Consider the following 24,462-nt stretch of genomic DNA (forward strand, 5'->3'; position numbering starts at 1 on the left):
TCACACCTCCACCAATCCGCGTTTCCAGACGCTCGTCTGGTTACCCGCTAGACAATTGTGTTTGAAAGACGCTTCGCGGCTCTGCATCGCAAGAGGAGCCGATGAACCGTCTTGATAAATTCTGATACGGCTCAAGACCGGAGCCGGCAGGGGTTGTCTTTTGGTACGGGACTCCGTGTCCCTCCACACCTCTACGATGACATGAGCGTTGGTGCCTCCGTCGGCGAAACAGTTGATCGCTGCAATCTGCGGCTGATCGGTCCACTCCCTTAGCTCCCTGCAAAAATAAAAGGGAGACGACTCCAGGTCATAGTGCTCCATGGGCCGCTCTCCCGACAGGAATGGAACAAACTGCCGGTGCTGCAGCATCAAAACGACCTTGATAAAGCTCGCAATGCCTTCTGCACACAGGGGATGCCCGATATTGGGTTTCATCGAGCCCAATCCCAGAGGAGTAGACCCGACGGCGCGGTACACGGATTGAATGGCCTTGAGTTCTAGCAGGTCGGTAACCTCAGTGCCCGATCCGTTCGCTTCGAGGTAACTGATCTCTTCCGCCCCCCTGCCGCTCCTTTCCAGGGCAGTCCGCATGACCTCTTTCTGCGCCTGGAGGTTCGGAGTAGCCGGACCGGCTGTTCTCCCGTCGTTATTGACGGCAACCGCTTTTATCACCGCGTGGATGGCATCCCCGTCTTGAAGCGCCCGCTCTACCGTCTTCAGTACGAGCACGCCTGCCCCCTCTCCCAATACGGCTCCGGCAGAGCGCCGATCAAAGAGATGAAAGTGCGGTTCCGGGCTCAAAATGTTTCTTTGCTGAAAGATCCGGTGGTATCCGTCCGTGTTCAGGAGACTCACTCCTCCCACCAAGGCCGAATCTATATCCCCACTGTGCAAGGCCTGAATCCCCATATTCATTGCCAGTAGCGCTGAAGAACAGGCGGTATCTATCACCACGCTGGGGCCCCGGAGATCGAAAAAATGAGAAATGTTGGCTGCCATGAAGTTCTGCCCAACCAGTGTCGGGTTTCGGGCTTTCTCCAAGACGGCGAGGTCGGGTCGGTGTTGACTTCGGGCGCCCACGTAAACCCCTACCGAGGTTCCTTTTATTTCCCGAGGCGCATATCCGGCGTGGCACCATGCCTTGAGGGTTTCTTCCAATATGGCCAAGGCTTGCGGGTCCATTGCCTTGGCATCTTCTTCGGGGATTAAAAAAAACGACGGGTCGAAACAGGTGATATCGTCGAGCAGTCCCGCATGGAAAGCATTCGAATACCCCCAACGCTCCCGAGGCACCGCCCGTATCGCGGAGCGTCCTTGTGATAGCAAGCTCCAGTATTGATCGAGCGTTTCCGCTCCGGGAAAACGGCAGGACAGTCCGATGACCGCGATATCCTGGGAAACCGTGCCCCTCGTGTGCTCGGACCGTGGTTGTGATTCGTGCGTCGGAGCATGAGTCAATGGCACCAGGGGGGGGGCAGGGGCTGCATCGCGGTTCGTGCGATCGGTGTTTTGTTCAGGCGCCATCCCCAAAGCCGAGGTTAACCTTTCCGAATAGGCGCCCGCGAGCCACACGCCGAGCGCCCCGAGGCTCGAATGCTCGAGGAGTAACGAAGGGTCCAGATTATCTTCCGTCAATCGGTTGATCTGCCTCAAGATCTGGGCCAGTAAAATCGAATCGGCACCGTAGTCCTGAAATGGTGTGTCGAGATCGAGTTTCGCGGGATCGGCCCTCAATTCTTTAGCGAACAGCTCGATCAGCCATGCCTGGATCGTCTTTATGACGCCTTCACCGGGAGTTGAGCTTTCTGCAGGGGCCGGAGCTGAGAGGATCTTTTCCTGGACGGTTTTTTGAACGGCCCGTCGCATCAAGGCGGGGGGATTCCATCGGCCGGGATCAACCACTGCAGGCAGAATTACCGGACCTTGTTCCCCGGACAGGATAGCGTCCATAAGCCACAATCCCTCTTGGTCCGTATGGGCCAACAGGCCCGTCTGTTGATAGACCCTGCTCCGGATCTCTCCCATGCCTGACTCTTTCCAGCTCGGCCATTGAATGCTGACGATGGGACAGGCAGCATGCTTTGCTTCAGCGAAATAATCCATGTAGCCGTTCGCCGTGGCATAATCGCTTTGCCCCGAACCCAAAACAGGAACGATCGCGGATACCGAGGAAAAAAGCATGAAAAACTGCAAAGGCTCATTCCTTAAGTTTCGATAGAGAATATCGAGCCCGATTATTTTAGGGTCCAAAACATCTTGAATCCCTTCGATGGATTTTCGGATGAACGCCGGATTTTCAAAATCGGCGAACCCCGCGCAGTGGATAACGCCTCCAACAGGCCCCATGCTGTCCTTGATCTGGCGAAGGTTTTTCTGTACGCAGCGCTCATCGGTCAACGGAAGAGAGATCGCACAGACCTGCGCTCCCCGGCGCTCCAGTTCCTGTATGGCTTGAATTTTTTCGGAGATGCCCCCTTGTCGGCCCTTATAGGAGTCCCACTCTTCCCGGGACGGCAGTGGCTCCCGCCCGGTCAACACCAGACGTTTGACGCCGTAGTTTTCCAGGAAATGCCGCGCGCATAGATACCCCAGACCGCGCGTCCCTCCCGTAATCCACAGGACATGATTCTCGGGGAAAATGATTTTCCTGCCGCCTTGAACCGAATGCTCCACGAGGCCGGCGCGGTATCGATTTCCTTTTCTGTAACAAATTTCCGGATCCTCGCAATCCGCAGTCAGCTCGGTAGCGATCTGCTCCGCCAGTGTTCCATCATCCGAGCTCGGATCAGCGTCCAAATGCCTCGACCTGACGTGACTGTATTCGCTTTGCAGCATCCGGTACAGCCCGGCTCGCGGGGCTCCGCTCAGGTTGATCTCCGCGTTGTCATGCGACTCAAGCCCCTTGGTGACACAAAGCAGCATCAGACCATCACGGTGCCCGGAGTCTATCAAGCGTTGCAGCCAGGAAATCCAGGTTGTCGTCTCAACTATCTCCCTGCCGCATCCCGCCAGATCCACGCATGCGTCATACCGCCTCCAGTGCCGGTCTGGCTGTTGAAGGTCGGCCTTCAGATCGTGAAGATCCAAAAGCCAGCTCTTTGGGAAATAGTCAGAAATCCTGTTGGCGAGACATCTCGTCTCTTGCGTCACCAAGATTGCGACCGCTCGATCGGATTGTCTCCCAGCCGGAAGCTGACAAAGCTCCCACTGTTTTTTCAGAAAGAGCGCGAGGCGTCCCGGGTCTTGCTCTTCAACTGCCTGTTTAATAGGGTTGATCTCATCAATGCCGGGTTGCAGCCAATGGCGCTGTCGGGCGAAGGGATACGTGGGCAGGTTGATCCGGGGCATTGCAGCGTTATCGGGATAGAGCACCTGCCAATCCAGGTCATAACCCTTTGCATACAATTCGGACAGCGTCTGCATTTTGCTTTTGTATTCCTGAACCTTTACCCTTTTAGATTGCGCGAGCTCCTTCAGAATCGCATTCCCTGACTCACCAACGCTGGGCTGCAATTCCCCCTTTACTTTACCTTCAGGACCTCCAAGGGACATCTCGCTCAGTCCGGTTTCCACCGCTTCTTGCAGTTTCCCTTGAAGTTCTTGAATGTCGCCGGCCAGAAATGCCGCTCTCACTCCAAAGTGTTCTCTTCTTAACAGCAAGGTTGCACTGATCTCAGCTAGATTGTTTGTATCCCCTTCTCTATCGAGCCAGGAAGCCAGGTCCCGCTCTCTTTGCAGCAAGGCTTCTTTGGTTCGAGCCGACAAACAGATCAAATAGCAGGGCCTCTTTTTGGCGAGAGGTCTTGCGACAAGCGGCGCCTCTTCAAGCACCACGTGCGCATTCGTGCCTCCAAAGCCGAACCCACTGACTCCTGCGCGTCTCGGGAGAGGCTGATTATCTGTCCCTTTGAGCTGCTTCCATTCCTGGAAACGGTCCACGATATAAAAGGGAGAATCCTCAATCTCTATACGATGGTTTAGCTTTTTAAAACTCTGAAGTCCCGGGAGCTGTTTATGCTTTAAAGACAACAGGACCTTGATCACGCCTGCGATTCCGGCGGCGGACTCTGAATGTCCGATGTTGCTCTTCAGAGATCCTATACCGCAATATGTCCTTGCGACCTTTTCACCCGGCTTGCTATCAAGAGATGAAAACGCCCTGACGAGGCCCTTAAATTCCAGGGGGTCTCCCTTTGGCGTCCCAGTGCCGTGGGCCTCTATATAGCTTATGTTCCCGGGAGCAGTTCCCGCTCGTCTGTGGGCTTCTACAATGACCTCTGCTTGAGCTTCTGGATCGGGATACGTTAAGGTGTGGGTTTTCCCGTTATGGTTAACTGCACTTCCCTTTAGGACACCGCAAATAGAGTCACCGTCCTCTAGTGCCTCTTTCAAAGGCTTGAGCAGAACTAGGCCCGCACCTTCACTGCGCACGTATCCGTCTGCAGCCTCGTCGAACGACTTACAGGAGCCCGTGGGAGACAACATTCCGGTTTTGGCAAAAGAGATATGTCGTGTCGGAGTCAACAAAAGACTGATTCCGCCAGCCAGAGCCATGCTGCATTCTCCCAGGCTCAAGGATTGAGCTGCTGAATGAATGGCATTAAGAGAACTCGAACAGGCTGTATCTATGGCGAGACTTGGGCCTTTTAAGTGATAGTAATGCGAAATCCGGTTGGCAATTACCGCAGCAGCGGTACCTGTGGAGTGATAGGTATCAATGGTGCGAGTAGCTTTTTCCTGCAGTTCCTTGTAGTCAAAATTAAATACGCCCAGATACACGCCAATCTTTTTCTCGGACAACTGACTAGGGCAAACACCAGCGTCTTCAAAACAAGACCAGGAGAGTTCCAACATGATTCGCTGCTGGGGATCCATGGTCTCAGCTTCTCGTGCGGAAATGCGAAAGAACTCCGCGTCAAAGGAATCAACATTCTGGAGGAAACCGCCCCATTTGCTGTTGCTTTTGTTTATTTCGGACGGGTCCCCCCAAAAGGATCTCCAATCCCAACGCTCCAGTGGAATTTCCGTGATGCCTGACCGACCTTGCTTGAGGTTATCCCAGAAGGCTTCATAATTCCCAGCGCCTGGAAACCGGCACGACATGCCGATAATCGCTATATCCATCCCTGTGAATTCCATTTCTCCCTGCTCCATAAAATACCCTCATGTTGGTCCACTTCACCGGGTGATTACTCGGTCAAAATCCTCCAGTGTTGGCAGAGGATGAGGTTCTGAGTGAGTATTTCCGCTAATAAACAGAACTGAAATCCCTGTCGGGTTTGAGTTATTGACGCCAAAAGATGCTGGATAAACAGCTAGCAGACGAGCTGTCAGTCACACCAAGATCAACCGTAGTACTAAATAACTACACTGAGCCGTACTAATTCGTATCTGTGTTGTAGTACTAGCTGAAATAAGTCACAGAAATCCCTATAATAATTGTAATATTATGTTAGAATTTCAGGTTATATTAAATCAATTTTATAGTCTCGGCGTATGTTGTCATTAATTCGGCGAATATTGGCAACCGACCAATTCGTTCGGGCAGACGTCGTCAACTTCCCGAAGCTGCTGTTTCAGGAGCTATACAGAAGCCGCTGTTCAAGTGTTCATTCCTCCCCATGCTGCACATTGCAGCAGTGACAGCCAATGACAGCGGTCGGATACGGGTGGGGAAGACTGGCATCGACTGCCCAAAAAAACAAAAGGCAGCCGGGAAGGCTGCCTTTGAGAAGGCTACGCGAGCGTCATAAGCACGGAAGGACACCGGCAGAGAGGGTGTAAAAAGGTTTGTGTAAATGGTCATTAGGGGGTACACCAAGTTACCCTAAGGAGATCACATGACTATTAACACCGACGTAATCGACGATCTACTCAAACATTATAAGACCCCCGAAGAGATTCTAGGGGAAAACGGGCTGCTGAAGCAGTTGACCAAGGCTGTTCTTCAGCGGGCGCTCCAGGCTGAAATGACACTGCACCTCGGCCACGAGAAGCATGCTTCCGTTTCCGCCAAAGGTGGCAATGCACGCAATGGCTCGTCGGCAAAGACCATCAAAGGCGATTTTGGCACCATGCCGATTGAGGTCCCTCGTGACCGGGATAGCAGCTTTGAACCAGTCATCATTCCCAAAGGCCAAACCCGGTTCGCCGAGTTCGATGATAAGATTATCTCCCTGTACTCCCGCGGGCTTACCACTCGTGAGATCCAGGGACACTTGGAGGAAATCTACGGTGTTGAAGTATCCCCCGCTCTGATTTCAATAGTGACTGAAGCAGTAGCTGAAGAGGTCAAAGCTTGGCAGAACCGCCCGTTGGATGCGCTTTATCCCATCGTTTACATGGATGCCATCAGGGTCAAAGCCAGAGGCAATGGCCATGTTGTGAACAAGGCTGTCTATCTGGCCATCGGCATCAACATAGACGGTGCCAAGGAAGTTCTGGGAATGTGGGTCTCCGAAAACGAAGGAGCCAAGTTCTGGTTGCAGGTTGTGACCGAACTTAAGAACCGTGGTGTCCAAGACATCTTCATTGCCTGCGTTGACGGCCTGAAGGGGTTCCCTGAGGCCATAGAAATAGTTTATCCCAACACTCAAGTCCAACTTTGCATCGTCCATATGGTACGCAATTCCTTGAAGTTCGTTTCGTGGAAACAACGCAAAGAAGTTGCGACAGATTTGAAGGTTATCTACCAGTCAGCGACCGCTGAGCAGGCCGAAATGGAACTGACAGCATTTGAGGCAAAATGGGACAAAACACACCCGACGATCAGCCAGTCCTGGCGCCGGAACTGGGCGCAAGTTATACCATTTTTTGCCTATCCAGCTGATATACGAAAGGTTATTTACACAACCAATGCCATTGAATCACTGAATATGTCACTCAGAAAGGTGACCAAAAACCGGGGCTCGTTTCCCAATGATGAGGCAATGTTCAAGTTACTATACCTGGCGCTGAGAAACATCGCGAAGAAATGGACCCTGCCGATCAGAGACTGGAAAGCTGCCATGAACCGCTTTTCCATTCTTTTTGAAGACAGAATGCCAAGCTATTAAAAACAGGGAACCAAAACCATTTACACAAAACTATTGACAGGCCCCCGGCAGATGCACAAAACTTCGAGAGATCACGTGATTTTTTATGCAGAGGTGCTTTCGCGCCCGAATCAGCAATGGGTGTTATTTTTTTACGAAGTCACTTTTAACTGCCTCGCATTTCGGACATGTCCAGTAATCCGTGATTTGAGTAAAAGAAGTGTTAGGCAAGATACCAGAGTCAGTATCGCCGAGCTGAGGATTGTATAGATAGCCGCAAACAGTACAGATGTATTCGTCCATAAATAGCGCCTCCATTTATCTTTAATTCAAACGTATCAAAAAATTAACCCTAGGTTAGGTAGCAGTGATGGCAGCAACAGCCTTCACCACCTCATCAATATGTTCTTTTGTATTAAAATACCCGGCGCTGATCCGGACCGAACCATCTTTCCAAGTTCCGACGGTTTGATGTGTCAGAGGGGCACAGTGTAACCCAGGCCTGGTGATTATTCCGAACTTAGTAATCAGCGTATTTGCCACCTTCATAGGATTTTTATCTTTGACATTGAACGCTACGATAGATGTTATCTCAGCAGGGCTCTTGGGACCATAGAGTGTCACTCCTTTAATAGTCGACAATTCCTCGTAAAGCATGCAAGCCAATTCATGCTCATGCTTTCTTATGTTAGCCACACCTTCACTGGCAACAAATTTCAACCCGGCATTAAGCCCACATATACCCAGTGTATTGGGGGTTCCGCTTTCATACTTATAAGGCAGGAAATCAGGTTGCGTAATCGGTTCGGACAAATTGCCGGTGCCACCATACTTAATCGGTGTGAGATCTATGCCTTTCTTTATATACAATCCTCCAGTGCCTGAAGGCCCAAATAAGGACTTATGGCCGGGGAATGCGAGCATATCTATATTCATTTTCTCGACGTCGATATCGGCAAAACCTATACTTTGAGCCGCGTCCACCAAGTATTTTATGTTATGCTGAGCTGCAATTTTGCCGATTTCTTCGATAGGTATCGTCGTTCCCAATACATTGGTTATGTGGGCAGTTACTATCAGTTTAGTGTTACTTTTGATCAACGGGACAATGTCATTGGGATCCAATAAACCTTCGGAACTGGCCTGGACAATGCTGAGTTCAATATCCCCATCTTGTTCCAAGTGCTTAAGAGGCCTTATAACGGAATTATGTTCCAGGCTCGTGGTGATAACATGGTCCCCACGCTTCAAGATACCTTTGATAGCCAAATTCAAGGCCTCAGTACCATTCATAGTGAATACGATTTGGGTAGGATCACTGGCATTGATCAGCTTTGCTATCAATGCCCTCGTTTCGTTAGGGATAAAATCCAGCTTGGAGACAAATGAGCTTCTATCCGAACTCATGCCACTTGTCCGAATACACAGTTCAACGGCTTTGTAAACCGCTTCCGGTTTTGGTGAAGAAGTCGAAGCATTATTGATATAAAGCATCTATTAACCTCCCTGAGATATAATATGGTCTCGGCCTAAGGCCTGATTCTGATCGTGCAAATTCGACAGCAGCATTTGGTATCGGATGCAAGGCTCAACAACATGGACTCAAGATTTAAGCGACGACTCGTATGTCTTACTCAGAAGCTCTATTTTTTTCACTATATCCGGCAGGCGATGCAAGCATATATTGATACGCTTTTGTTGCGTAGCTTCTGTGGCAGGTGTACCCCAATACATTTTTCGGTCATCCAGGTTAGTTGCAATGCCCGACCTGGCCAAAACAATAACATTATTTCCAATAGTTAAATGATTAGCAACGCCGACCTGACCAGCAAGAACACAGTTGTTTCCAATTTTTGAGCTTCCTGCTACTCCTACCTGGCTGCATAGGATTGTGTTACTACCAATCTTAACATTGTGGGCTATCTGGACGAGATTATCTATCTTTGTCCCTTTTCCGATTGTTGTTTTTACAATAGCTGCCCTGTCTACCGTTACACATGCCCCTATTTCGACATCGTCTTCGATTTCAATGTTACCTATATGGTGAAATTTGACATGGACACCATGTTTTTCAACATAATTAAAACCGTCGCCACCTATGACGCTGTTGTGATGAATTATCACATTATTCCCAACTACAGTCTCGTCGTCAATCTTAACACCGGCTTTGATTATACAGTTAGTGCCAACCTTCACATTTTTGCCGATGAAAACCTGTGAATAAATTACCGTACCATCCCCAATCGAGGCATTATCCATAATCGAAGTAAACGGCATAATCGTCACATCTTTGCCAATCTTGGCGGTGCTTTCGACATAAACATTCTCATACTGTTTGACTGGATATGGTTTATATGGCGAAAAGAGTTCAATTATCTTCGTGAAAGCAAATTTTGGATCATTCACCAAAATTACAGGCTTTTCTGGCAGTTCAGAATCTTTTTTAATAATCAGCGCTGAAACCTGCGAGTTTTTGAGAATATCCATTGACTTTTTATTTTCTGCAAATGCTATTGTACCTTCTTCCTGGTGTTCAAGGTCTGAGATTCCTGTTATTTCACAGTCTGTTCCCCTAAGTTCTCCTTCTGCTATTGATGCTATTAAAGACAATTTCATATATACACGTTCTCCTGTGAGTACTGGCATTTGTTTCAGCCCATTTGAAAAAAGCTTTTCTAAAGGCTAAGCATAGTTAGCCTGGTGGAGCACGGCGCGTGCCATCGGCGTGGTTTGCTCTCTTTGGCCTTGATTTAGCGCTCGTGGCGAGCCATGAGTCCGCGCCCTCCCCGTAGATCGCCGAGAGCTTTTTTGAAAGAACCAGGAGCGTCGCCGTTTTGGCAAGTGCTTTCTCCTTGCGCCTCAGCTCGCGCTCAAGCTCCTATATGCGCCGATGGTCCTGTCGCGTCTGTGAGGGCTGGCCGGCTTCTCCTCGGGCGTCACCAGGGCCTGTACTCGATTTCTCCAACTCGCTTGGATAAACACCCTGCTGCCGGCACCATGCGTTTTTTGCCGCTTCATCCATAGCCGATGTTGCGATCACTGCTTCCAAGCGCGCCGCCGCTGTCCAGGTCTTATCACTGCTCGACATTGCGAGTGCTTCTGAGCGCCACCGCTCCAACGTGTCCGCCGAGATTCCAATCTCCCGTAATACTACTTCGACCGGAGAACTCTCCTGTGGCAGCAACCGTGCAACTGCTCGTTTCTTGAACGCTTGTGAGTATCTAGCCAATTGACCACCTCTCTACCCCTTAGCTTACAGAGCTATCGAGGCGACAACAATACTGACACGAGGGGAGCATGGCAGAACAGATAGATGGTATGAGCTTCAAAATAGTGCTTTGAAAGTTTACACGCATCCAATTGTGACTGAATATTATATGAAATTAAAATGACAGTCTCGGTTTATGTTGCGATTTATTCGGTGAATATTGGCAATGCGGGTAGATGATAACTGGATTGAGCCTGGCAAAGGAGATCTATGGCGGTACGGCGTTGCTCAAGTCAACATGTGTCAACAATCAGAGTCAGCCGCCCCTGTGCTGGTTCCCGGGAATCCGAAAGTGGTATCAGATCTAACGAAATGACAATCAAAAGCTGGATACTACCAGGCCAATCGCCCTGTTATCGGCTTCATGTACCTTTAGCTTAATCTAAGGCCATTTTTTACGTTTTTACGGTATTTCGATGGAGGATAACCAACAATCTTTTTAAAGGTTTTTCCGAAATGCGTTATATCCTCATACCCCACTTCAAAAGCAACATCAGTAATAGAATAGTTCGTTTTGAGTAACACCATTGCAGTCTCGATTCGTATGTTGTTTAGGTGGTCCTGGTATGTTATTCCCATTATTTTTTTAAATATCTTGGAAAAATGATACATGGACATTCCGGCATGATCTGCCACAGTGCCAAGTCGTATTTTAGTCCGATAATGATCATCTATAAAGTTAAGTGCTTTTTGCATTTTGTTGCTATAGCGATTATTTGCTTCAATGTCATCAATCTCTTTTTTAATTCGGCAATTATGATACGCTATCCCATTATTTTTCTCGGCTGCTGCTGTATTCCTGCCAGGAACTAAAGCTAGGATAATTCTCCTTAGCTCGGTAAAATCTATGGGCTTATTGACGTAGTCTCCAGCACCGTTCCGAAATGACTGCACTGCAAGTTCCTCACTACCGCACGAGGTTGTTAAAATAACTGACACATGCGGCTTAAGCGCCTTTATTTGCCGCAAAACATCCAAGCCGGAAATGTCTGGAAGTTTGTCGTCCAAGACAACCAAATCAATATCACCTAGATGCTTTATTGCCTCTACGGCGTCAATACCGCAGTCAACAACTTCGACCTCGAAATCATGGCCCATGATAGCCATGAAGCAGTTGGCAAATTCATTATCGTCATCAACTAATAACAGTTTATGTTTGATATTTATTTCCATCTATGGCCTGCCAGAGTTTTGTTATAACGCATCGTCGGAGGCTTGGATAGCCGCATAGGGCTGGAAGCCCTTCATCTTGGGTTTTGGCCACCGTTCCGGTCGTTCGAGGATGGGCGCCGGATGGCATCACGGAGCCGTGGGTGACCCGAAAACGTGTGGCAGCCGCTCCGTGGCAGCCGCTCCGTGGCAGCCGGCTGCGGCAATGCCACTCAGCAGCGAGCCAGCGCCTCGAAACGTGCGTTCAGAAGATCCGCCGTCTCGATCATCAGTTTTTCGCCGATCTCGTCGACTTTGCGGTTGCGCCAATTCTCCAGTGGGGTCCCTTTCATCCACTGGTTGAAAGCGCCAAGCGAGGGGCCGCACTGGACCTGGTAATCGACCTCCTGTCCCGGCCTCCCCTCCAGCGCCGCCTCGGTGCTGTGCCTGAAGTACCACTTGAAGAGGAAAGCGAGTTTCTGCTTAGGGTTACGCTCCAACCTCTCCTTATCCTCGGGAGAGCGGGAGGAGAGCATCTCGCGGTAGACATCCTCGAAGCTCCGCTTGAAATATTTCTCCTCAAGCATTTTCTTGGTCTTCTGGTCGATGTCGTTTATGGAGTTGTACTGCCGGTACAGCTCGTAAAGCTTGTTGGCACGGGAAGGGAAGAAGACCCCGCGCTTCATGACCTGAACCTTGGCACCGAGTTCGAACATATCTCCGGCCGGTGCGTAAGCCGTGTCCTGCATGTTCACCCCCTGGAGCATGTCTTTCACCGCGTCGCTGGTCCTCGCCTCGACAGTGCATTGGTTGATCGAGCCGGTCAGAATGAAATCAGCTCCCATGATGAGAGCCGCAGCAGCGGCCTCGGGGGTACCGATCCCGCCGGCTGCGCCGACCCGGACCTCCTTCCGGTAACCGTACCTCTGCACCAGTTCATCGCGCAGCTTCCGAATGGTGGGAAGGAGGGCGTAGGCCACGGCCCCGTCAGTGTGCCCTCCGGAATCGGCCTCGGCGCAGAGGTCGTCTGCTACCGGTATCTCCTTCAACAGCGCCGCCTGCTCTTGAGTTATGCTCCGCTCCTGGAGCAGCTTCTCTACCACCCGCTCCGGTGCCGGCGAAAGAAACGCCTCAGCTATCTCCGGCCTCGACACCTTGGCGATGATCCGGGTAGCACCCGTGACGGTCCCATCTCCGGAGCGCCGCAGCCCCTGAGCCCGATATCTCACGAGCGCAGGGGTAATGATAAGATAGGCAGAGGCCTCGACGACCTTCACCCCGTACTTCAGCAGGATATCGACCTTCTGATCCTCGCGGCTCGGGTCGTTGGGGCTATGGAGCAGGTTGACGCCGTACGGCTCTCCTGCGGTGAGTTTTCCCTGTATGTACTGCACCGCGGCTTCGAGTTCCTGCACCTTCGTTCCGCCGGAGCCCCAGAAACCGAGCATTCCCGCTTGGCCCAGCTTGACCACCATCTCGGGCGATGAGATCCCCCGGTACATGGAACCGGCTACGTAGGCATACCTCAGATTGTAATCCTGCCTAAAGCTCCTGTTTCCCAAGTTTGTGGCCGTGATGGCTCCCGAAAGCCCTCCCGCCTCCCTTGCTTGACTGACGACGCTGGCAGCTGGCTGCCGCGCTTTCGCCTCCTCCGGCCGGATCACCTCCTCCTCAACGACCAGCGGTTGGGGCTGCCTCCGGATCGTCTCCACCAGGGAGCTAAGTACGTTGCCGGGGCCGATTTCCTCGAAAGTGTCTACTCCTTTCCCCATCAGGTAGCGGATCGACTCGGTCCATTTCACCGACTGGGAGATCTGCTTCACCAGGTTTGCTTTCACGTCCCCCTTGTAAGGGCGGGCCTCGACGTTCGAAATTACCGGTATCTCCAGCGGCGAGAAGGTGAATTGCTGGAGGAACGCTTCAAACTCCTTTTGCGAAGCCTTCATGTAGCGGGAATGGAAGGCCCCGCTGACGTTCAGAGGTATGTAGATGGTCCCCGCCGCCTCGAAGATTGGCGCAATGCGCAGGATCTCTTCTTTCGGCCCAGCAACCACGGTTTGCGACGGGGCGTTGATGTTGGCAATATCTATGGTCTCTATTTTGTTGCGGCGCAGGATATCCTCCACCTGGTCGGCGCTGACCCCCATCACCGCGGCCATCCCCCCTCCGGTTGCCTGGCTCATCAGTTGGCCCCGCTTTTGAACCAGCTTGAGCCCCGTCTCGAAATCGAAAGCCTTCCCGGCAAAGAGCGCGTTGTACTCCCCGAGGCTATGACCGGCAAGGTAATCCGGGCGCATTCCCGTCTCCTGCACCTTCTTCAGGTAGCTCAAGGCATTGACCACGAAAAGTGCCGGCTGGGTGAACTGGGTTTGCACCAACTGTTTGTGCCGGTCTTCAAGGCACAGGGCCTTTAGGGAATAACCGAGTATGGTGTCTGCCTTTGCAACGAGATCTGGAAACTCATCGAAGAGGGTGCCCCCCATCCCTTTCTGCTGCGAACCCTGCCCCGGAAAGATATGCGTAACCATGTTAGTTCCCCTTCTCATTATCTTAGTTTTTTGGTGGTAACCGAACCTATCTGCTGAAGAGATTTCATCTCCTGATGGTAGGGAGTTATCACTGCATAGGTCTCAGAGCGCGAATCGAGCGCGAGATTTCTCCTCACGAAATTGGCGAGTGTCCCTCCCGGGCCGAGGTCGAGATAAATCATAGGTCCGTCCTTTTCCAGTTCCCTGAGCGCTTCGGTAAAGAGGATCCGCTGTCTGATGACGTCCCAGAAATAATGTCCCGTAAAGTTTTCCGTGACCGTCCCGGTCAGGCAGGACGCAAAAGGGACGCTGGGAGGGAGAAACTTCTTGGCGTCAAGGTATTCCCGATAAGGCGTGGCGGCAGGATCTATCAGAGAGGAATGAAAGGCATATGATACCGGGAGAGACTGGGAAAGAATCCTCTCTTTGGCGAGAAACGCGCGGATCTCCTTGATCTTTTCGGGGAAGCCGGAAATTACGAAGTGGGTATCATAATTGATCGAGACTAGCTCCGAGTTTTGGTAAAGGATCGGCGCCGACTGGTAAAAAGCGGCGTCGTAAAGGATGGCCAGCATGGAGCCGCCACGGCAATGGTTGATCAGAGTCTTGGCCTGCACAAGGACCGCTTCTAGAAGCTCCTCGACCTCGGCGACGCCCGCCACCGCAGCCGAAGTAAATTCCCCCAAGCTGCAGCCCAAAGTGGCGCAGGGGAGCACACCGTCCTGAATCAACGCCTGGGCCAGAGCATATTCGACCATGAATATCGCGGGATGGGTATGGAGGATCTGGTTGAACGGTTCGCTGGGATCCCCCCCCGACCGGTAGAGCAGCTTCGCCAGGGACTCGCCGATGAGACCGGAGGCAACACCATCGAGCTTGTCGAACGTCTGCCGGAACCCCCTGTGCCCCTTGTAAAGCTCTTTGGCCATGCCGTAATACTGGGAACCCTGACCGGAAAACATATACACGACTGAATTTGTCACTCTACCTATCCTTACATTCTGGTTCTTCACTGAGATTACGATACGTCGTCGGTGAACAGTCCCTTAAAAATCTTTTGAACGTCGATTTCTATTTCCGTTCTTTTGGGGCAGGTTAGAGAAACAAAGAAATCGGCCATCTTAAATGAAATAGACTTGTATTGAGAAAAGTTTGAGAAAGTGGATTCTATTAAACCGCCACGTGCTGAGACTCTCGATATCTCGAACACGCTGAAAGGCGTCATCAGTCCGGTTCTGAGCGATTTCGATAGCGATTCTTTAATGGTCCACGCCATAGTCAAAATGGAGTTGTAATCTAATGCTGACCATTCGTTGAGCGTGTCTAACTCCTTACGCGTCATCTCTTTTTCGATAACTTTCGCTTTGGTTGCATCCACCCTCTCTATGTCAATCCCCATCTGGTGGGCAGAAGGAAAGACCAGAGCGGCACCGATCTCCGATGCATGCGAGATGCTTATTTCCAGCCGTTCCCCTTGTGTCGAACTGTTACTGATTAGGGGATTATTAAATACACCGTAGTGTATTCGGATATCTTCTGGTTTTTCGTTGGACACCAAAGACACTGCCTTTTTCGCCGCGTACCTCCCGATGAGAAAACTCTGTTTCCGCTTCTCGGAGCTCACCCCCGCGTAATAGGCGAACTCTTCGCTTGTCAACAGGGAGGCAACGAGACGCTCCGAAGGCAACAAAGGGCAGCGGCACAAACATAGGGCCCCCTGGTTCAGACTCTCCGGACGACGCAGCCACAACCGAGCGCTATAGGCGCGACACCACCCCCTTGGGGAAAAAACCTCGTGTTGTTGAATCAGCCGCTCCAATGGATGCGATGCTTCGGTGCTTTTGGCAACCACTTTATCTCCCATGGGGGCAGCAAGCTGTGTCACTTGAATGCGAAGGAGTTGGTCTGTCCTTTGCGCATCCGAAAATCGACGAATTGTCTTTTGCTCTCTAGGTGGAAATAGATGTTGTGCTCCATGACCGAAGCGAGGCTGCAACCGGGAGCGCGCCCATAACAGTGACCCGGAAAGACAGAAACGTGCGGCTCGACCGTCCGCTTTATCCTCTGAATGCTCTCAAACATCCCCGACGCAGATCCCCCCTCTGTGGTACATATGCCGCACCCCTCGACAAATACGGTGTCTCCCGTGAACAGGCTGTGCGACAGCAGATAACACATGCTGCCGGTGGTATGGCCCGGGGTCAGGAGACAGTTGATTAACGTCTCTCCCAGCCGTATCTGATCGAGATGCTCTGCGGCGAAGAGGTTGTCGCAGGAGAACTGGTAGTAATCCCTTTCCTGCCGGGAGAGTATCACCTTCGGGTCGTACTCTCGGACCAACGGGGCCACCAGATTGACATGGTCGTAATGGGAGTGGGTCAGCAGTATCATCGTTGGTCTCGCGCCCATCTCTTGCAACTTCCCCTGTAACGCCTCCAGATCCCAGGCCGGATCGACGATCGCCGCCTCGCCGGAAAAACGGTCCAAGATGATGTAGCAGTAGTTGATCATGAACTGATAACAGATCCTGAGAGGGAATACCTGGTACCCCTGAATATCGGTACGACACCCTGATGAAGTCATAGCCCCTTACGTTGCATCGGCGGGACGGCAATTCGCCGAAGATCTACCGCCGAGGCGGCACGCCCTTTAGATCCTTTTCAGGTGCTCAAGCAAGTAATCATCGTACAGCTCGGGCCTTGGACAATTCTGCAAGGGTCTCGCAACTTTCTGTCCCTGTTCATTCCGCACCATCACAGTCTTGGCGCCGAGATCACAGCCGGAATCGGAGGTAGCGGCCAAGCAGCCTTCGCAACCGGGCCACATGATCAACTCGGCTAGGGCGTTGGTCACACTCTGGCCAGAAGGCGCCGTAAAGCTACCCTTCATTTCTTTTGTCATGGACACCTCCGCAGAAAATTTAGTTGCCGCAACTCATAGTTTCAGCGGTGCAAGTTTCTGGTTCTGGCGCCTGTCGAAGCGGCCGTCGCGGCTATAGCCGAACCGACGAAAGTCGTCCTCGACGAGCGAGCGGTCTCCGTCGAACCAAGTCGAGGTGATGTCGTAAAAGACGAGGTCCCCCTCGGGCCTGTCCCGGTCACGAAACGCCTTGGCGAGCAGAGGCTCCGGCCAGCTCTCTGCAGAATCCGTCCGATCCCGATGCCGGCTATTGCGGCCACAAGGGGAAGGGATACCAGATACAGTCATGGAGACGTATTCCCCGGACAAGAACCAGCCGAATCTGATTACGCATGTCAAGGTCGAGGCCGCTCGCGAGAGCGAGGCCCAGGCCATTTTCACGCTACTCCTAATTGCTCCTATCAATGGTGATAGTGACTGTGCAGCTACCTTTTTTCTTCTCGATATTGGCGCAGTCTCTCGACGAATCCATCCTGTTATCGGCTTTCGGTTTATGAAAGAATCAAGAGCGGCACAGTATCCGCCGGAATGAACGTCGAGGCGTGGCCTCAAAGGACCAAGTCTCTGTCAAAACCCGATTTACCGCACCCTTCTCCGTTCAAGGTAGTTCATCAGAGGAGATCTGAGAAGTGGCCGCAGGTTGGCGTGCTTGCCACCTGTAATGCAGAATGTCTGAAGTGTCTGGACATTTTTTACAAAATCTCCCTAATCGTCGCATAATTAACCCTACTACATTAAACTGGTATTCAAAAAACTGTGTTACTAGTATCTATTTTCGCAAAAGAAATCACCTGTGCTTAAGGACAGGTGATTTCTTTCAGTGAACGGGGAGCTGTCGAATCCGGCTCTCTTCTGAACATGTTAGCTGCTACGAACGCCGTCAATTCTGGCCACCTGAAGGCGGTTATCTAGACCTTCTTCCCTCCATTTCTTATCACTCACTTATTCACTTCAATCGTCCACTTCACAACCTGTTCAAGTAAGCCCGCTGACGCGGCAGTAAAATCATAACCCGCCGACTTCCCCGCCCCTTTTCCTCGCCGACTGACATAAATCCTTCCGTACCAGCCGTTCAATCACGTATTTCCTCTTTCGTAGCCATCACACTCGAAAGGAGAAGGGACATGATGAACGACTGGTACGAAAGATCGATGAAGGCGCTGCAACTCGCTGGGCTAGCGGAGGGCTCGCAGCAATGCTACACCCGTGCTGTGCGCATGCTTGTGCTGTTCTACGACAAGACCCCCGACCTGATTTCCGAGGAGGAACTTCAGGAATACTTCCTCCACCGCAGAAACGTCGACAAGTGGTCCTCCGGGACTCTGCGCATCTGCTACTGCGCGATCCGCTTCTTCTTCGAGAAGGTCCTTCGCCGCGACTGGCACATCTTCGGCTACCTCAAGGCCGAGCGCTCCAAGAAGCTCCCCGCCGTACTCTCCCAGGAGGAGATCGCCCGCATCCTTTCCTGCGTGCGCACTCCCCACAACCGCGCCTACCTGTTCACCGTCTACTCCTGCGGACTGCGCCTCCAGGAGGGGCTGCATCTGGAAGTGGGGGACATCGACAGCGACCGCATGCTCATCCATGTGCACCGCGGCAAGGGGGCCAAAGACCGCATGGTGCCCCTGCCGCCCCCGACCCTGGCGGTGCTGCGCGAGCACTGGAAGTCGCACAAGAACCCGCGCCCGATCTTTCCCGCTCTGGGGTGCGGGGACAAGCAGGGCGCGACCGCTGAATCTCCCTTGGCCATAACCACCGTCGTTGGCGCCATGAAGGATGCGGTGCGCCAGGCCGGCATCACCAAGCGCTCCGTGCACATCCATACGCTTAGGCATTATGCCACGCACCTCCTGGAGGAGGGGGTGAACCTGCGGGTGATCCAGCGCTACCTCGGCCATTCGTCGATCGAGACGACCATGGTCTATCTCCATCTGACCCGCAAGGGGCATGATGACGCCGTCCAGATCATCAACCGCCTCATGGGGGAGATCCGCTGATGGGCGCCATAGCCGAGATCTTCCGCGAGTTCGCCCCCGAATACCTGCGCCGCTTCGGCGACGCCATGCCGCCGGAGCACAGGAAGGTGATCGACGCCATCCTTTTGTGCCGCACCGAGGAGAACGGCAGCGTCGTCTACCGCTGCGAGGAGTGCGGCCTGAACCACATCCTGAACCGCTCCTGCGGCAACCGGCACTGCCCCCAGTGCCAGAGCCACAAGACTACGCAGTGGCTGGAGCGGCAGATGGAGCGCATGCTTCCGGGGCACCACTTCATGCTTACCTTCACCGTGCCCGAGGAGTTGTGCGACTTCATCCGTTCCCACCAGAGGCTCTGCTACGCTGCGCTCTTCGCCGCCTCCTCGGCGGCGATGAAGAAGCTCTGCCTCGACCCCAGGCACGTGGGGGGCGATCTGCCGGGCTTCTTCGGCGTCCTGCACACCTGGGGCCGGCAGCTCCAGTACCATCCCCACATCCACTACGTGGTCCCCGGCGGAGCGATCTCCACGGCCGACGGCAGCTGGCGGCGCAGCGGCGAGCATTTCTTCCTGCCGGTCAAGGCCCTCTCCAGTATCTTCCGCGCCAAGTTCCGCGAAAGTATCGAGAAGGCGGGGCTTCTGGCCGAAGTTCCCAAGGAGGCGTGGCTAAAGCCCTGGAACGTGAACTCACAGGCGGTGGGCGCGAGCGAGGCGAGCATCAAGTACCTGGCGCCCTACGTCTTCCGGGTGGCCATCTCCGACCACCGCATCGTGAAGGTGGAAGACGGCAGGGTCTTATTCCGGTACCGGAAACAGAAGAGCAACCGGGAGCGCACCATGGCGTTGGATGCCATGGAGTTCCTGCGCCGTTTTCTCCAGCATGTGCTCCCCACCGGCTTTATGAAGGTGCGCTACTACGGCTTCCTGAGCCCGAACGCGGCCGTATCGCTTGAGGAAGTGAGGACGAAGATCGAACTCGCCTACGGCTTCGACGTACCGGAGCACGAGATGGAACCGAAGCCGAAAGCTGCCCTCACCTGCCGAGGATGCGGCAGCTTGGTGCGGTACCTGTTCGTAAATCTCCCGGCAAAAAGGTGGCCGTCTGGACCGTCGGGATAGCGGCCTCCCGGAAGTTCCCACTCAATGTGCCAATGATCAGCGCCTCTCTGCAGCGGAGATAGGGGCGTTACCGGTGAAGTGCGTCCTGTGCTCGGCGAAGCCGCCGTGAAAGGAGCTGGTGACGGCAACAATTGGCGCATCTCGGCATCAAATATCGCCGATCCGGGCTCTATGCAGGATGCCGCGACGGCAAGCTCCCCCCTCAACTCCTCTCCACAGCAGTAGCCTGTTGAACCATTCCCCATATAGAAAGAACGGTGCCAGCCAGGGCCGGGCTTCTTGAACAATGAATTGAACCGACCTTGCAGGTCGGTTCAATCCTTAATCGTTGGATGGTGAGTACGTAGTATGCAGTAAACAAGAAAGTAACCTGTACTTTTAGCCAGCTGATATTAATTGTATTTTATTTTACCCTCCAGCGAACCGTAGGGGGGGTAAGTATGAAAATTTCAAGAGCAAGATTGTTGCCAAGTAGCTGGCAAAAACCGCAATCGTCAATACTTTTCTCGGAGAGCAATTTCAAGGTCAAATACATTAAGAGTGAAAAAGATAAAGTAATGTCTTATCAATTAAGGCATAGAATTTTTTGTAACGAGTTAAAGTGGGTACCAAGAAGAGAGGACAGTCAGGAAGTTGATAGTTATGACAAGGATGCAACAAGTATAGGAGTGTATAATGAAGCTGGAAATCTAGTTTCGATGGTAAGAATTATAGTTTCTGATAATACCTTCATGCTTGAGAAAGAATTTCCGTTTCTCCTTGAGGACGGTTATAATCTCCGCAAAGAAAGGGACACAGTGGAACTTTCCAGGCTGTGCGTTGCCCCAGAGGCAAGAAACGCCACTTTTGCAGACAACTTTGGACTTCACGTCATATCGATGCTTCTTTACAAGGGGGTCTATCATTGGTGTCTGGCTAACACTGTGCGCTACATATACATGGTCGTGGAGCAGAGGGTTTACCGGCTGTTATGTGCAAAGGGCTTTCCCTGCAAACTAGTTGGCGCCCCCGTAGTCATGCCGGACGGAGTGGAAGCTGTTGCAGCGATTCTTGATTGGCGGGAGTTTGAGATGGTAAATATCGTGAGACGGCCGAAACTTTTGGAATGGTTCAGTCGATATCAATCAAGCCGACCGACAAAGCTACGGCAACAGCGTGGATCCGACTCACTGCATCAAGCTTTCTCATGACATTATCGACATGGAACTTCACGGTCCGCTCGCTTATGGCAAGAATAGTAGAGATGTCCCAGGAGCTCTTGCCTTTCTTGATCCAGTTGAGCACCTCTCTTTCACGGATGGTAATGGTGGTTGATATCTTGCCTTTTTTCTCAACTGATAGGACTTGGCGAAAGGCTTGGTGAAGGTGAGGGGCAAGGAGATTCAGAACCAGTTCGTTGCGTGGCTCCTTCTTGATGGGGCCTGAAATGGAAAAGATACACCCTTCGGTCCTGAAACTATTGGTGATGCCAATTGCATAACCGTCTACGAGACGAAAGTCTAGAGCTGCTGAAAGGAACTTCGCCTCTACATCATAGGTATTGAAAGTATCTTTCCAGTACTGCAAGCTGTAATTCTTGAAATTTTCCGTTGTAATCGGATCCAGCAAATGAAAGTTGTTGGTCCGATAGGCGTCGAGCCATTCAGCGGGGTAGGAGAAATTTAGTGTCTCATAGGCAGTTATGCAGCCGTGGTGGTTCAATTTAGCTAGACCGTAGACTGCATGGTCGAAACCGATGAGATCTCTGGTTTTATTTGCAATACTCCCTGCTTCTGTTACGTTTGAGCAAGAAACGCACGAGTTGACAATCTCAAGCAGGAGGAAACAATCCTTTTTGGATAAAATCTCTGCTGCGCTGAACATAACTCCTCCAATCATATCATATTAGATCATGTCATGTACCCGCGGCAAAGCCGGGGGCTTGAGTTGAGCAAGCCATTTAGATAGAGAAAAACGCCTATATATCACCACGTGATATCGCAAGAGATAATCATGCGTGGGAACGACACAGCAAAGAGAAGCTCTATCCGACGAACACTTCAGCGTAGACGGCACCCTCATCGAGACATGGGCTTCCATCAAGAGTTTTCAACCCAAGGATGGGCCGAAGTGCCTGGCCGACCATTTCGGCCACGACCTGGAGGTAAGGTTTCCACATGTCAGTGTGCAGATGAAGCGAAACAATGACGAGCGTTCCCCCGAACCGAATTCCTGGAAGAGACCCTTCAATATCTTCCGGGTACGATCTTTACCAACTCAGAGCAGCCTCTTGCAACCGGAATCTACGTGGTAGACCGGTTCAGGAATTTTTCGCTCTTCTTTCGCCAGCAGATTTCGTCTGCCGACTGCGGTAAAGTGATTTTTCCCTTCTGCCCAAGGGATTCGTTCCGTTTTATGCCGCAGACTCGTCGCCTAGCGTAGAGGAAAATACTGCAATGCCCAACAACAAATCAAACATCCGCTTTATTAACACGAGTCATAAATTAACACAAGCTACTTTATCGTTACAAATGTAACTCATCAAATCTGGGAGGAGGCGGCCGTTAGGCCACCCCCTCCCAACAGAACCGATCGTACCGGCCAGGTAAGCCGCTCTTCGATTAGTGATTGAAGTTGTTTCACAAGGTTACATCGTGAAGTCATTGAGAAATACCAGCCCTTGCGCCCTGAACCAGTAGAGGCTCATCACAAATCGAACCTCTTTGCGATTCACGGATCGCCACCTGTTCATCTTGACCCAAATCTTATGAGCGTCTTCGGGTTTGTATCCCGAACGGATCATCATCCGCTGGAACTTATGCGGCTTTTTCCATTTCTTCAGCTGTGTGGAACGAAGCCGACTTCGAATCCATGAATCAAGGTCTCTGAATATGTTCTTGAACTCCTGGATTCTGAAGTAATTCACCCATCCCCTTAGGTACTCGTTCAGGCTCTGGATCAGCTGGTACATCGACAACGGGTTGTTTCTTTTAGTCAGCTCCCGGACTTTTCTCTTGAACTTAGTCCGCGCTTTCCCACTCGGACCTATAACCCAAACAAAGGCTGCCTGATGGTAACTACGACATAATCTGTCACGGTACCAGGTTATGATCCCACCTCAAAGGAGGAGGGACCATGACTGCTGATGAACTTCGAGCGATGCTGCCAAACGAGAAAGCTTGCCGCCGCTTTCTCGAAGAGATGATCTGGAAAAACGGCCGAGTATGCCCCCATTGTGGGTGCATGGAGTCGTGGGCCATTGAGGGTCCCTCAGCTCGCCCTGGTCTTTACGAGTGTTCAGGGTGCCGGCTCCAATTCACGGTGACCACCAAAACACCGATGCACGGCACCAAACTCAAGCTATTACTCCGGCAATTAAACATCACAATCCTGATGTAGGGGCACGGCGCGCCGTGCCCCGATTGGGCGAGGCAAGCCTGGCCCCTACCGTTCACATGTTTAATTGCCGCAGTAATATGGATCTGGATCCTCGGCATGTACTACATGGTCCATTCCAGCAAAGGAGTTTCCTCCGTCTTCATGGGCCGCTGGCTAGGTATCTCACAGAAGACCGCCTGGAAGCTCTGCCACTCAATCCGGGAAATGATGGATACCAGCCACGAGAATTTCCCCGCGGTTGGCGGTGTCGTCGAGATTGACGAGAAATTCCTTGGTGGCAAGCCCCGCAAAGAGAAGGGTGTGGTCCACAAGCGTGGCAAAGGGACCAGAAAGCAGGGCATTCTTGTCATGGTCAAACGCCATGGCATCGTCAGAGCTGAACTGATCGATAGCGCCAGTATCGAGGACATCCGACCCCATGTTGAACGACACGTGGACAAGGATTCGTACCTTATGACGGATCAGAACCCGGCATACCGATCAATTGCAGCGAAATATGCGGGACACTCGTATGTTAACCATAGCTACGATGAGTTCGCCAGAGGTGAAGTCCATAACAACACCGCGGAATCCTTTAACGCCCAGCTCGAACGTACAAAGCAGGGGGTGTTTCACTGGCTTAGCAAGGACCACATGAAACGCTACATCAACGAGATCGCGTTTCGCTGGAATCACCGGTTGCCGGAGAAGAATAGAAAAGGCAAGATCGTGATGAAACCAATGCCTGTATTGACACTGTTGGAGTCGCTCCTGGGCTGCGCCGTCTGGAGGGGGATCAGAAGGACACCCAACGGCAGTTTCAGAGTTTGCTCCAACTATGTATGAGTACAACAGAATCTGATGAATGAACCTTTGTTTGGGTTATAGGTCCGTTCCCACTGACCCGGATTTTACCTCTGAGTATCTGAAAACTGATATGGTTGTCAGTTGTCAAGATGATAAAAGTACTCCTGTCCACTTTTACAAGCGGTTATGCTGGTACGTATATTCCAGGGTATATGCCGGGGCAGAACCTATTAGCGACGTTTTATCATTCTGATATACGCGGGTTGGTTTTTGCAAGACCTGTCTTCGTCGCGGAGCTGCCTCTGT

The 24,462-nt window shown here is 52.0% G+C and carries 20 protein-coding genes and 2 pseudogenes; 8 read left to right on the plus strand and 14 right to left on the minus strand.

Annotation, left to right across the window (positions count from 1 at the left end):
* Positions 1-5,154 (minus strand): beta-ketoacyl synthase N-terminal-like domain-containing protein, encoded by a 5,154-nt coding sequence (locus GURA_RS15765; protein ID WP_011939930.1) that lies wholly within the window; start codon positions 5,152-5,154, stop codon positions 1-3.
* Between the two features lie 686 nt (positions 5,155-5,840).
* Here GURA_RS15765 and GURA_RS15770 point away from each other — a divergent pair.
* The gene (locus GURA_RS15770) at positions 5,841-7,055 is read left to right on the plus strand and encodes an IS256 family transposase (protein ID WP_011937053.1); all 1,215 of its coding nucleotides are present in this window, start codon (positions 5,841-5,843) and stop codon (positions 7,053-7,055) included.
* 123 nt (positions 7,056-7,178) lie between these two features.
* Here GURA_RS15770 and GURA_RS23660 read toward each other — a convergent pair whose 3' ends face one another.
* From GURA_RS23660 to GURA_RS15820, 11 genes and pseudogenes are all read right to left on the minus strand, one after another.
* A complete protein-coding gene (locus tag GURA_RS23660; RefSeq protein ID WP_327049717.1) occupies positions 7,179-7,352 on the minus strand; it encodes a rubredoxin in 174 nt (57 codons plus the stop codon).
* A 39-nt stretch (positions 7,353-7,391) separates the two neighbouring features.
* Positions 7,392-8,528, minus strand: a complete 1,137-nt coding sequence (locus tag GURA_RS15775; protein ID WP_011939932.1) for an aminotransferase class V-fold PLP-dependent enzyme — start codon at positions 8,526-8,528, stop codon at positions 7,392-7,394.
* Positions 8,529-8,636: 108 nt separating this feature from the next.
* Positions 8,637-9,650, minus strand: a complete 1,014-nt coding sequence (gene lpxD, locus GURA_RS15780; protein ID WP_011939933.1) for a UDP-3-O-(3-hydroxymyristoyl)glucosamine N-acyltransferase — start codon at positions 9,648-9,650, stop codon at positions 8,637-8,639.
* Positions 9,651-9,986: 336 nt separating this feature from the next.
* Positions 9,987-10,263 (minus strand): annotated as a pseudogene (locus tag GURA_RS25420) (transposase); the annotation flags it as partial.
* Positions 10,264-10,674: 411 nt separating this feature from the next.
* The gene (locus GURA_RS15790; RefSeq protein WP_011939935.1) at positions 10,675-11,475 is read right to left on the minus strand and encodes a helix-turn-helix transcriptional regulator; all 801 of its coding nucleotides are present in this window, start codon (positions 11,473-11,475) and stop codon (positions 10,675-10,677) included.
* 209 nt (positions 11,476-11,684) lie between these two features.
* Positions 11,685-13,979, minus strand: coding sequence for an ACP S-malonyltransferase (fabD, locus tag GURA_RS15795; RefSeq protein WP_011939936.1), 2,295 nt, complete (start codon positions 13,977-13,979; stop codon positions 11,685-11,687).
* Positions 13,980-13,996: 17 nt separating this feature from the next.
* Positions 13,997-14,962 carry an acyltransferase domain-containing protein gene (locus GURA_RS15800; protein ID WP_011939937.1) on the minus strand — a complete coding sequence of 322 codons (966 nt, stop codon included), beginning with the start codon at positions 14,960-14,962 and terminating at the stop codon, positions 13,997-13,999.
* A gap of 35 nt (positions 14,963-14,997) precedes the next feature.
* A complete protein-coding gene (locus GURA_RS15805; RefSeq protein ID WP_011939938.1) occupies positions 14,998-15,831 on the minus strand; it encodes a 4'-phosphopantetheinyl transferase family protein in 834 nt (277 codons plus the stop codon).
* A gap of 29 nt (positions 15,832-15,860) precedes the next feature.
* Positions 15,861-16,562 (minus strand): MBL fold metallo-hydrolase, encoded by a 702-nt coding sequence (locus GURA_RS15810; protein WP_011939939.1) that lies wholly within the window; start codon positions 16,560-16,562, stop codon positions 15,861-15,863.
* 66 nt (positions 16,563-16,628) lie between these two features.
* Positions 16,629-16,880 carry a hypothetical protein gene (locus GURA_RS15815; protein WP_041245504.1) on the minus strand — a complete coding sequence of 84 codons (252 nt, stop codon included), beginning with the start codon at positions 16,878-16,880 and terminating at the stop codon, positions 16,629-16,631.
* 33 nt (positions 16,881-16,913) lie between these two features.
* Positions 16,914-17,186 (minus strand): hypothetical protein, encoded by a 273-nt coding sequence (locus tag GURA_RS15820; protein WP_041245505.1) that lies wholly within the window; start codon positions 17,184-17,186, stop codon positions 16,914-16,916.
* Positions 17,187-18,025: 839 nt separating this feature from the next.
* On the opposite strand from GURA_RS15820, the gene GURA_RS15830 reads away from it, so the two are divergent.
* The 4 genes from GURA_RS15830 (at position 18,026) to GURA_RS15840 (ending at position 21,182) form a co-directional block, all read left to right on the plus strand.
* Positions 18,026-18,895: a site-specific integrase gene (locus GURA_RS15830; RefSeq protein ID WP_327049743.1), complete on the plus strand. Its 870-nt coding sequence runs from the start codon at positions 18,026-18,028 to the stop codon at positions 18,893-18,895.
* Entirely contained in the window at positions 18,895-19,992 is a 1,098-nt protein-coding gene (locus tag GURA_RS15835; protein ID WP_011939941.1) for an IS91 family transposase, read from the plus strand. The genes GURA_RS15830 and GURA_RS15835 overlap by 1 nt, the downstream gene beginning before the upstream one ends.
* Before the next feature lie 78 nt (positions 19,993-20,070).
* Positions 20,071-20,217, plus strand: coding sequence for a hypothetical protein (locus GURA_RS24410; RefSeq protein ID WP_157046230.1), 147 nt, complete (start codon positions 20,071-20,073; stop codon positions 20,215-20,217).
* Positions 20,218-20,432: 215 nt separating this feature from the next.
* Positions 20,433-21,182 carry an acyl-homoserine-lactone synthase gene (locus GURA_RS15840; RefSeq protein WP_011939942.1) on the plus strand — a complete coding sequence of 250 codons (750 nt, stop codon included), beginning with the start codon at positions 20,433-20,435 and terminating at the stop codon, positions 21,180-21,182.
* On the opposite strand, the gene GURA_RS15845 is transcribed toward GURA_RS15840, so the two are convergent.
* Positions 21,103-21,855 carry a LuxR family transcriptional regulator gene (locus GURA_RS15845; RefSeq protein WP_011939943.1) on the minus strand — a complete coding sequence of 251 codons (753 nt, stop codon included), beginning with the start codon at positions 21,853-21,855 and terminating at the stop codon, positions 21,103-21,105. The genes GURA_RS15840 and GURA_RS15845 overlap by 80 nt on opposite strands.
* A 133-nt stretch (positions 21,856-21,988) precedes the next feature.
* On the opposite strand from GURA_RS15845, the gene GURA_RS23665 reads away from it, so the two are divergent.
* Positions 21,989-22,285, plus strand: coding sequence for a hypothetical protein (locus GURA_RS23665; RefSeq protein ID WP_083764920.1), 297 nt, complete (start codon positions 21,989-21,991; stop codon positions 22,283-22,285).
* Between the two features lie 333 nt (positions 22,286-22,618).
* Here the strand turns inward: GURA_RS23665 and GURA_RS25425 are convergent, their stop codons facing one another.
* Complete coding sequence (locus GURA_RS25425; RefSeq protein WP_083764922.1) at positions 22,619-23,083, minus strand: group II intron maturase-specific domain-containing protein; 465 nt, start codon at positions 23,081-23,083, stop codon at positions 22,619-22,621.
* 47 nt (positions 23,084-23,130) lie between these two features.
* On the opposite strand from GURA_RS25425, the pseudogene GURA_RS15855 reads away from it, so the two are divergent.
* Together GURA_RS15855 and GURA_RS15860 are read left to right on the plus strand one after the other, a co-directional pair.
* Positions 23,131-23,337: pseudogene (locus tag GURA_RS15855) on the plus strand (transposase); the annotation flags it as partial.
* Positions 23,338-23,466: 129 nt separating this feature from the next.
* The gene (locus GURA_RS15860; RefSeq protein ID WP_083764924.1) at positions 23,467-24,195 is read left to right on the plus strand and encodes an IS1595 family transposase; all 729 of its coding nucleotides are present in this window, start codon (positions 23,467-23,469) and stop codon (positions 24,193-24,195) included.
* Positions 24,196-24,462: the final 267 nt, after the last annotated feature.

Origin of the sequence: Geotalea uraniireducens Rf4, assembly GCF_000016745.1 — a bacterium.
Taxonomy (GTDB): domain Bacteria; phylum Desulfobacterota; class Desulfuromonadia; order Geobacterales; family Geobacteraceae; genus Geotalea; species Geotalea uraniireducens.